This window comes from Sphingomonas sp. DC1600-2 (assembly GCF_049897605.1).
GTDB lineage: Bacteria > Pseudomonadota > Alphaproteobacteria > Sphingomonadales > Sphingomonadaceae > Sphingomonas.
This window is the reverse complement of sequence record NZ_JAFCWO010000006.1, coordinates 167,391-176,462: the sequence shown is the minus strand read 5'-3', so window position 1 is coordinate 176,462 and position 9,072 is coordinate 167,391. Positions and strand designations below refer to the sequence as shown.

The 9,072-nt window shown below is 66.7% G+C and carries 9 protein-coding genes; 6 read left to right on the top strand and 3 right to left on the bottom strand.

The window, feature by feature from the left end; genetic code table 11:
- Positions 1-391: 391 nt before the first annotated feature.
- Together ACP7BL_RS13125 and tpiA are read right to left on the bottom strand one after the other, a co-directional pair.
- On the bottom strand, positions 392-598 hold the full coding sequence (locus tag ACP7BL_RS13125; RefSeq protein ID WP_010408130.1) for a hypothetical protein: 207 nt from the start codon (positions 596-598) through the stop codon (positions 392-394).
- 190 nt (positions 599-788) lie between these two features.
- Positions 789-1,529, bottom strand: coding sequence for a triose-phosphate isomerase (tpiA, locus tag ACP7BL_RS13120; RefSeq protein WP_137902626.1), 741 nt, complete (start codon positions 1,527-1,529; stop codon positions 789-791).
- Positions 1,530-1,669: 140 nt separating this feature from the next.
- Between tpiA and ACP7BL_RS13115 the strand changes: the two genes are divergently transcribed.
- Together ACP7BL_RS13115 and ACP7BL_RS13110 are read left to right on the top strand one after the other, a co-directional pair.
- Positions 1,670-3,619 carry a SurA N-terminal domain-containing protein gene (locus ACP7BL_RS13115; protein ID WP_426258541.1) on the top strand — a complete coding sequence of 650 codons (1,950 nt, stop codon included), beginning with the start codon at positions 1,670-1,672 and terminating at the stop codon, positions 3,617-3,619.
- Positions 3,600-5,114: an anthranilate synthase component I family protein gene (locus ACP7BL_RS13110; RefSeq protein ID WP_426258540.1), complete on the top strand. Its 1,515-nt coding sequence runs from the start codon at positions 3,600-3,602 to the stop codon at positions 5,112-5,114. Before ACP7BL_RS13115 ends, ACP7BL_RS13110 begins: the two co-directional genes overlap by 20 nt.
- Before the next feature lie 148 nt (positions 5,115-5,262).
- Here ACP7BL_RS13110 and ACP7BL_RS13105 read toward each other — a convergent pair whose 3' ends face one another.
- A complete protein-coding gene (locus ACP7BL_RS13105; protein ID WP_033966966.1) occupies positions 5,263-5,709 on the bottom strand; it encodes a hypothetical protein in 447 nt (148 codons plus the stop codon).
- A gap of 113 nt (positions 5,710-5,822) precedes the next feature.
- Here ACP7BL_RS13105 and ACP7BL_RS13100 point away from each other — a divergent pair, with 113 nt between their 5' ends.
- From ACP7BL_RS13100 to moaC, 4 genes are read left to right on the top strand one after another with little or no spacing between them, the layout of a single operon-like run.
- Positions 5,823-6,395, top strand: a complete 573-nt coding sequence (locus tag ACP7BL_RS13100) for an anthranilate synthase component II (protein WP_033966964.1) — start codon at positions 5,823-5,825, stop codon at positions 6,393-6,395.
- Positions 6,392-7,387 (top strand): anthranilate phosphoribosyltransferase, encoded by a 996-nt coding sequence (gene trpD / locus ACP7BL_RS13095; protein ID WP_426258539.1) that lies wholly within the window; start codon positions 6,392-6,394, stop codon positions 7,385-7,387. Before ACP7BL_RS13100 ends, trpD begins: the two co-directional genes overlap by 4 nt.
- Positions 7,384-8,169 (top strand): indole-3-glycerol phosphate synthase TrpC, encoded by a 786-nt coding sequence (gene trpC, locus ACP7BL_RS13090; RefSeq protein WP_126845288.1) that lies wholly within the window; start codon positions 7,384-7,386, stop codon positions 8,167-8,169. The genes trpD and trpC overlap by 4 nt, the downstream gene beginning before the upstream one ends.
- Positions 8,166-8,639 carry a cyclic pyranopterin monophosphate synthase MoaC gene (gene moaC / locus ACP7BL_RS13085; protein ID WP_426258538.1) on the top strand — a complete coding sequence of 158 codons (474 nt, stop codon included), beginning with the start codon at positions 8,166-8,168 and terminating at the stop codon, positions 8,637-8,639. The genes trpC and moaC overlap by 4 nt, the downstream gene beginning before the upstream one ends.
- Positions 8,640-9,072: the final 433 nt, after the last annotated feature.

Genomic DNA, 9,072 nt, shown 5'->3' with positions numbered 1-9,072 from the left:
CTTCATGTGGTCCGATAATCCGAAAAGCCCAGCCTGCCGCATCGTCCGCTCCCGCTGACCGCCGACAGTGAATCATCACTGCGCCAATTTGGCGAGAGGTAAATGGAGGCGCCCAGCTGTTACCTGGGTGACGGACTGGCAACCCAGTTCGCGGCGAAGACGGATCAGAGGAGCGCGTGCGATGGCCACGGGCAAACAACGGCGACGCTTAGCGGCAAATCCCTCTCCCATCGGGCGAGGGAGGGAGCGGCGAAGCCGCGGAAGGGTGAGGGTGAGTGGGGGTGATCGCGCGGGTCGCCCTCACCCTTCCCACCGCTGGCGCGGCGGGCCCCTTCCCTCTCCCGGTGGGAGAGGGACATTCGATCACTGTGAAAGGGCGCGCCTTAACCCCTCACCCCTCGGTCTTGGGCGTGACCCAGACCGACACCGGCACGACGAATTTGCCGGGTGCGGGTTTGCCGACTTCGACGCGGTCGGCGGTGACCAGTTCGCCGGTGGCGAGGTTGAAGGAAATCCAGGGCTTGGGCATCCGCCCGAAGGTCATTTTCTGGATGGGCTGGCCGGTGGCCGTGTTCATGATCGTGGCAATAACACTCATCGCGCCCCGATAAGCGGGCGGCGGTTTGCGTGTCCAGTGGGGATTAAGACTCGCCGCTTATGCTGACAAAAACGCTTCCCCGGCGGAGGCCGGGGCCCAGTGGCGGGGTGGATGTTGGCGGGCGCTGCGCTTGTTTACACCCAGCGTCACGACTGGGCCCCGGCCTTCGCCGGGGAAGTGTATGCCCCCCCTACCCCGCCGCTTCGATGATCGGCACGAATTTCGCCGCGGTCAGGCTGGCGCCGCCGACCAGCGCACCGTCGACATCCTCGGTTTCCAGGATCGCCGCCGCATTCGCACCCGTTACCGATCCGCCATAGAGGATGCGGATCGTGTCGGCGGCGTCGCCGACCAGCGTGCGCAGCTTGGCGCGGGCGATCGAATGGACTTCGGCGATTTCGTCGAGCGTCGGCGTGCGGCCGGTGCCGATCGCCCAGCGCGGTTCATAAGCGAGGGTCAGCCACGCGCCGGTGGCGAGATCGGGCACGGATTTCTCGATCTGCGCCTGCACCACGCGCGCGGCGCGGCCGGCGTCGCGCTCGGCATCGGTCTCGCCCACGCACAGGATGACGCCGAGGCCGTGGCGGTGCGCGGCGCTGGCCTTGGCCCAGGCGTCCTGGCTGGTCTCCCCCTGGTCGGCGCGGCGTTCGCTATGGCCGACGATGGTGAAGCTCGCCCCCGCCTCGGCGAGCATCGATGCCGACAGACACCCGGTGTGCGCGCCGCTTTCCGCCGCATGAACATCCTGCCCGCCGAAAGCGAGGCCGGGCACGCGCTGGACGGCGGGAGCAATCAGCGTCGCGGGCAAGGCAATCGCCACATCGACTGCAGGATGCGCGCGCGCCGCAACGGCGATCGCGTCGAGTTCGGCCAAGGCGGCCAGACTGCCATTCATCTTCCAATTGCCCGCGACCAGCTTGCGACGTGTCATGCCCATCCTCTTTTTCTGCCTTTTGCCCAGCGATAACGCCCGTGCCGGATCGCACAAGTCCAAGCCCCGGCTTGAAGCCGCCCGATCACACCCCTAAAGCGGCGGAGACTACGCTCCAGACAGATTGGCCGCTCCCGCTCATGCTCAGTTTTTTCCGCCGAATGATCCGCCACCCGCTGGGGGCCGCCGTCGCGCTTGGATTTGTGGCGTTGCTTGGCCTGGCGTTCGTGCTGTCGGATAAATCGGGCCTGTCGGGCAGCGGCACCCCCGCCGCCAAGGGCGACACCGTCGCCACCGTCGGTAACAAGACGATCGCGCTGGGCGATTTGCAGGCGGCGGTACAGCGCGACTTCAACCAATATCGCCAGGAGCAGCCGTCGCTGACGATGGCGCAATTCGTGGCCGGCGGCGGGTTCGACGCGACGCTGGAACGGCTGATCGATTCGACCGCCTTCCGCCAGTTCGCGCAGAAGCAGGGCATGGTCGTCAGCAAGCAGGCGGTCGATGCGGTGATCGCAAGCCAGCCGGGGCTCACCGGGCTCGACGGCAAGTTCGATCAGGCACGCTATGAAGCGGTACTGAAGCAGAACGGCACCAGCGACGTGCAAGTCCGTACCGACATTGCCGACCAGACACTGACGCGCCAGTTGATCCTGCCGACGATCGGCGCGAGCCAGGTGCCGGTGCAGCTGGCGCTGCCTTATGCCAGCCTGTTGCTGGAAAAGCGCAACGGCACGGTCGGCTTCATCCCCAGCCAGGCGGTCGCAGCGGGCCCCGCCCCGACCGAGGCGGAACTGAACACCTTCTATACCCGCAACCTGTCGCGCTACCGCGTGCCGGAGCGGCGGATCGTGCGCTATGCGCTGGTCAATGCCGCCGCCGTCGCCGCCACGCCAACCGATGCCGAGATCGCTGCGGCCTATAAGGCGCAGGCGGCAAGCTTCGCCGCCGCCGATCTGCGCACGATCGCGCAAGTCGTCGTCGCCGATCAAGCTGCCGCCACCGCGCTCGCCGCCAAGGTGCGCGCAGGCACGCCGATCGAGCAGGCGGCACGCGCCGCCGGGCTGGAAGCCGCGACGCTGACCGACCAGCAGAAGGCGGCCTATGCCGGGCAGACCTCCCCCGCCGTTGCCGATGCGGCCTTTGCCGCCAAGGCAGGCGATGTCGTAGGGCCGGTGCGCGCGCCGCTTGGCTTCATCGTCGCAAAGATCGTGAAACAGCATGTTCAGCCCGCCAAGTCGCTCGCCGAGGCGACGCCCGGCCTGCGCGAGACGCTGCAGAAGCAGAAGACGGCAGCAGCGCTGACCGACAAGCGCAACGCGATGGAAGATGCGCTGTCCAAGAGCAATTTCGACAATCTCGTCACGCAGCAGAAGCTGACACCGCTGCGCACCCCCGCGCTGCTCGCGGGCGGGCAGGACATCGACAACCCCGCCGCCAAACCTGACCCCGCCCTCGCGCCGATCCTCGCCGCCGCCTTTGCAGCCCAAGCCGGAGACAGCCCGCAAACGGTGCCGCTGGGCCCAGATGGCAGCTTTGCGCTGGTCGCGGTCGAGAAGATCGTACCCGCGGCACCGCGTCCGCTGGCGCAGATCCACGATGCCGTGGTGCGCGACTTCACGCTCGACCGTGGCCAGCGCGAGGCACGCAAGATCGCCGCAAGCGTCGTCGCCAGCGCCAATAAGGGCACACCGCTGGCCGAGGCGCTCGCCGCGACAAAGCTGAAGCTGCCGCCACTGCGCCCGGTCAACGCGCCGCGCGCCGCGCTGATGGCAAATCCGCGCCAGGTGCCAGCCCCGCTGTCGCTGCTGTTCAGCATGGCCGCCAAGACCACCAAGCTGCTCGAAGCGCCCGACAAGGCCGGCTGGATCATCGTCCATCTCGACTCGATCGAATCGGGCGATGCGCGCGGCAATGACAAGGTGATCGCGGGAACGCGCGCTGACATTGGCAAGGTGATCGGCCGCGAATATGCCGGTGCCTTTGGCAAGGCCGTGCAAAAGGCAGTCGGCACCACGCGCAACACCGCTGCGATCGCCAAGCTCAAGCTCGACATGCTGGGTGGCGTGAGTGCGACCGATCAGCCCTGATACTGCGGCAGCACACGCCGCGCTCGCCACCGGTCGCCCGGCGCTGCTGTGGCAGCGCCAGGTCGCCGATACCGAAACGCCGGTCGCGGCCGCGCTGAAGCTGATCGAGCCGGGTCGTGGCGACTTTTTGCTCGAATCGGTCGAGGGCGGGGAAACGCGCGGGCGGCATAGCTTGATCGGGCTCGCGCCCGATCTGGTGTTCCGCGCGCAGGGCAATAAAGCCGCGATCAACCGGCACTGGCTGACCGACCGCGACGCCTTCGCCCCCTGCGCCGAACCGACGCTCGACGCGCTGCGGTCGCTGGTCGCGTCGTGCCGGATGGACGTGCCCGCCGAATTGCCGCGCGCGCTGGCGTGTCTGGTCGGCTATTTCGGCTATGAGACGATCGGGCTGGTCGAACGGCTGCCCCGGCCCGAGAGCGATGCGCTGGGCCTGCCCGACATGATATTCGTGCGTCCGACGGTGGTGCTGATCTTCGACCGGCTCGCCGACGCGCTGTTCCTGGTCGCACCGGTCTGGCCCGATGCGACGCGTACGCCCGAGGCGATCGTCGCCGAGGGGCTGGAGCGGATCGAGACGACTGCCGCGCGCCTCGCGACCGCGCCTTTGCCTGCGCCCGTGCGGGGCGAGGCGAGCGAGATCGCGCTGACTCCGACACTGCCGCCCGGCCGCTATGCCGAGATGGTGGCGCGCGCGAAGGAGTATATCGTCGCGGGCGACATCTTTCAGGTGGTGGTGTCGCAGCGTTTCACGGCACCGTTTCCACTGCCCGCGTTCGAATTGTATCGCGCGCTGCGGCGGATCAACCCGTCGCCGTTCCTCTATCATCTCGATCTGCCGGGCTTTGCGCTGACCGGATCGAGCCCGGAAATTCTGGTGCGCGTGCGCGACGGCGAGGTGACGATTCGCCCGATCGCCGGCACGCGCCCGCGCGGCAAGACCGCCGCCGAGGACGAAGCCAATCGCCAGAGCCTGCTCGCCGACCCCAAGGAGCGCGCGGAACATCTGATGTTGCTCGATCTCGGCCGCAACGATGTCGGCCGCGTGGCCACCGCTGGCAGCGTGACGGTGACCGCCAGCTACACCACCGAATTCTACAGCCATGTCATGCACATCGTCTCGAACGTCATCGGCCAGCTAGCGCCCGAGCATGACGCGCTCGACGCGCTGTTTGCGGGCTTCCCGGCGGGCACGGTCAGCGGGGCACCGAAGGTGCGTGCGTGCGAAATCATCGCCGAACTGGAGGGTGCCGTGCGCGGCCCTTATGCGGGCGGCGTCGGCTATTTCTCGCCTGATGGATCGATGGATTCGTGCATCGTGCTGCGCACCGCGATCGTGAAAGACGGCATCATGAACGTGCAGGCGGGGGCGGGAATCGTTGCCGATAGCGAAGCGGCGTATGAACAACGCGAATGCGAGGCCAAAGCGGGAGCGCTTCTCGCCGCCGCGCGCGAGGCGATCGCGCGGGCGGCAGAGAGCGGGTTCGGGCAGTAATAAGCGTCAGCGCTGCGCTTACTTACCCCCCCTTTCGGGCTGAGCTCGTCGAAGCCCACCTCTCCACGGGAGCGGGCGTGCCCGTGGCGAGATGCCCTTCGACAGGCTCGGGGCGAACGGACGGGAAGCGTGTCGACGCGCCGCCTCGTTACGGAACCTGGCTCGCCTGACGCTTCGCATCGGCCTTTTCGGCGGCATATTGTTCGGCACGCAACTTGGCGCAGCCGGTCTGGCCGCCCGAGCCGGTCGGCGAGCAGGTATCGGGCAGGCCACCTGCACGGCGGCCGACATCGTCCATCAGGGCGGCGCGATTGACCCAGCTCTGGTTCTGCGCCGGGATCGGCTTGTCGTCGCGCAGCGCCTTGGGAATGCGGTAGGGTTCGCCGACGCGCGCGCACACGACGATTTCTTCATCGGGATTGTTGGACTGCGGGCATTTTTCGTTACCCGTCAGCGTGACCGAGCGAATCCGAAGCGGCGGCTTGCCCGACTCGGCCTGTTTGGCTTCGGTCGTCGAAGCCTGCGGCGCGGTCTGCGCAAACGTCGCGGTGGAGATTGTGGCCAGCAAAACGGCGACGGCGAGAGAGCGCAGCATGGGAAATTCTCCTTGGGACACGGCAACGTGTAGCACGTCTGGTTAGATCCAACCTGAACGGCGTCTTTATCACCGCGATTGTCGTATCAGCACAAACAGGTTAGCGGCGCGCCATGATCCTCGTTATCGACAATTACGACAGCTTCACCTGGAACCTGGTCCACTATCTGATGGAGTTGGGCGCGGAGGTAAAGGTCGTGCGCAACGATGCGCTGACCGCCGCCGAAGCGCTGGCCAGCAATGCGCAAGGATTCCTGATCTCCCCCGGCCCGAAGACGCCGACCGAAGCCGGCATCTCGCTCGACCTGGTCGCGGCCTGCGCCGTCGCCGGGCGACCGCTACTAGGGGTGTGTCTGGGTCATCAGGCGATCGGCCAGCATTTTGGCGGACGCGTGGTGCGCGGCGGGTTGATGCACGGCAAGACCTCGCCGGTGACGCATGACGGAACGGGCGTGTTCAAGGGGCTCCCCTCGCCCTTTACCGCGACGCGCTATCATTCGCTGATCGTCGAGGATTTGCCGGAGACGCTGCTGGTCAACGCGCGCGCGGATGACGGCTCGGTGATGGGCGTGCGCCATGCGACGCTGCCCATCCATGGCGTGCAGTTCCACCCCGAGAGCATCGCCACCGAACATGGCCATGCGATGCTCGCCAATTTCCTGGCGGATGCGGGGATTGTCGGATGACCACCCTCGCCCTCCTCCCCGATACGGCATCGCCGCTCAGCCGCGAAACCGCCGCGCAGGCGTTTGCCGACCTGCTCGACGCGCGGACGTCGGAAAGCGAAATCGAGGCCTTCCTGATCGGGCTGACCGAACGCGGCGAAACGAGCATCGAAATTGCCGAGGCAGCGCGCGCGATGCGCGCACGCCTGCTGCCGATCGATGCACCGCCGGGCACCGTCGACGTCTGCGGCACCGGCGGCGACGGGCATCATACACTCAACGTCTCGACCGCCGTCTCGATCGTCGTCGCCAGCACCGGCGTGCCGGTTGCCAAGCATGGCAATCGCGCGGCCTCGTCCAAGGCGGGCGCGGCGGATACGCTGGAGGTGCTGGGCCTCGACATGCACCGCGCCGGGTTGTGCGCGGAGGCGAGCCTGCGCGATATCGGCATCGCCTTCCTGTTCGCCGCCAATCATCATCCGGCGATGAAACGTATCACGCCAATCCGCCAGCGGCTGGGCCGCCGCACGATCTTCAACCTGATGGGTCCGCTCGCCAACCCCGCCGGGGTGACACGCCAGCTGATCGGCATCGCCCGCCCCGATTACGCAGCGACCTATGCCGCAGCGCTCGAACAGCTCGGCACCGAAGCGGCATTGGTCGTATCGGGCGAGGAAGGGCTGGACGAGTTGTCGAGTGCCGGGCGGAGCGTCGCGGTCAGCGTTGGACAGGTGGACTTGCCCGGCATCATCACGCCCGAAGACGCCGGATTGCCGCGCCACCCGGTCACCGCGATCCGCGGTGGCGACGCAGCGTATAACGCCGCCGCGCTCCGCCGCTTGCTTCAGGGCGAAGCGGGCCCGTACCGCGACGCTGTTCTCCTCAATGCCGCCGCCGCGCTGATCGTGGCGGGCACCAGCCAGAGCCTTTCCGAAGGCGTGGAGATCGCGCGCGACGCGATCGACAGCGGCGCGGCGAACGGCTTGCTCGATCGATGGATTGCCTATTCATGACCGACGTTCTCACCCGCATTCTCGAAACCAAACGCGCCGAGGTAGCCGCGCGCAAAGCGACGACGGCGATCGCCGAACTCGACGCCCGCATTGCCGCTCAAACCGCGCCGCGCGGCTTTCGCGCCGCGCTCGATGCGCGCGCCGAGACCGGCTATGCGCTGGTCGCCGAGATCAAGAAGGCCAGCCCGTCCAAGGGCCTGATCCGTGCCGATTTCGATCCGCCCGCCCATGCCGCCGCGTATCAGGCGGGCGGTGCGGCGTGCCTGTCGGTGCTGACCGACGAAGCGTGGTTCCAGGGGGCGGACAGCTATCTGACCGCCGCGCGCAATGCCTGTACACTGCCGGTGCTGCGCAAGGATTTCATGGTCGATCCGTGGCAAGTGCCCGAATCGCGTGGCCTTGGCGCTGATGCGATCCTGCTGATCATGTCGGCGCTCGACGACGGACTGCTCGCCGAGATCGAGGCGAGTGCGCTCGAATGCGGCATGGACGTGCTGGTCGAAGTGCATTCGCACAGCGAAATGGAGCGCGCGCTGAAGCTCAAGTCGCGGCTGATCGGCGTCAACAACCGCAATTTGCGCGATTTCACGGTGGATTTCGCGCGCACCTATGAACTCGTGTCCAAGGCGCCCAAGGGCTGCACCTTCGTCGCCGAAAGCGGGCTTACCACGCGCGCAGATCTCGATGCGATGGCCGAACATGACATTCGCTGCTTCCTGATCGGCGAATCGCTGATGCGCCAGAGCGACGTCGAAGCGGCAACACGCGCGCTGGTCGGATGAGCGAGCTCACCCATCTCGATGCCGCCGGTGCGGCGCATATGGTCGATGTCGGCGGCAAAACGCCGACCCGACGTGAAGCCGTGGCGACGGGGCGGATCGACATGATCCTCGAAGCCGCGCGCGCAATCCGCGACGGGACTGCGCTGAAAGGCGATGTGCTGGCGGTGGCGCGGGTCGCGGGGATCATGGCGGCCAAGCGCACCAGCGAATTGATCCCGCTGTGTCACCCGCTGCCGCTGACGCGCGTCGCGATCGATCTGGTGGTGGACGAGAGCGGCGTCACCGCGACCGCGACGGCGGCGACCGAGGGCAAGACCGGGGTCGAGATGGAAGCGCTGACCGCCGTTACGGTGACGCTGCTGACGATCTACGACATGGCCAAGGCAATCGACAAAGGCATGACGATCGGCGGCGTGCAATTGCTGACCAAGACCGGCGGAAAATCAGGCGATTGGGCGCGATTGGAGTGAGGCGCTGGCGCGCGCCTGGCCGAGCGAGTGGCTATCCAAAACCAAGTCTAATCGACGAGCAGCCGACCGCCCTGTCGCGACATGTCCACGTCTGCGTCTGGTGGTGAGCTGACGGACCGCTTACGGCCGTTTGAGCTTTGAAGCAGACATTCGCTTCCGTCGGATGATCGCCACCAAGACGAGCGGCGTAAGGTAGAACCACGCAGTGTAGATCGCCCAGACCGTCACACCCTCCACGGTGCTTTCCTCGCTGAACGAAGGCCAGAGCGGAAGCTCCAAAGTAAAAAGACTAAACATGATGACGGGGATGGCTGTCGCCAACCAGACAGCGAATACCATCCAGAACAGCCAATATTGCCACGTGAGTGATGCCCGCGCCATGCCACGGTGAATGGCGGCATTTCGGACGCAGGTCCAGATCGGTTAATGACCG

Coding starts and splice junctions, on each gene's coding strand:
- trpC (WP_126845288.1), top strand. CDS start 7,384: ATGACCGACGTTCTCACCCGCATTCTCGAAACCAAACGCGCCGAGGTA.
- moaC (WP_426258538.1), top strand. CDS start 8,166: ATGAGCGAGCTCACCCATCTCGATGCCGCCGGTGCGGCGCATATGGTC.
- trpD (WP_426258539.1), top strand. CDS start 6,392: ATGACCACCCTCGCCCTCCTCCCCGATACGGCATCGCCGCTCAGCCGC.
- ACP7BL_RS13100 (WP_033966964.1), top strand. CDS start 5,823: ATGATCCTCGTTATCGACAATTACGACAGCTTCACCTGGAACCTGGTC.
- ACP7BL_RS13125 (WP_010408130.1), bottom strand. CDS start 598: ATGAGTGTTATTGCCACGATCATGAACACGGCCACCGGCCAGCCCATC.
- ACP7BL_RS13105 (WP_033966966.1), bottom strand. CDS start 5,709: ATGCTGCGCTCTCTCGCCGTCGCCGTTTTGCTGGCCACAATCTCCACC.
- ACP7BL_RS13115 (WP_426258541.1), top strand. CDS start 1,670: ATGCTCAGTTTTTTCCGCCGAATGATCCGCCACCCGCTGGGGGCCGCC.
- tpiA (WP_137902626.1), bottom strand. CDS start 1,529: ATGACACGTCGCAAGCTGGTCGCGGGCAATTGGAAGATGAATGGCAGT.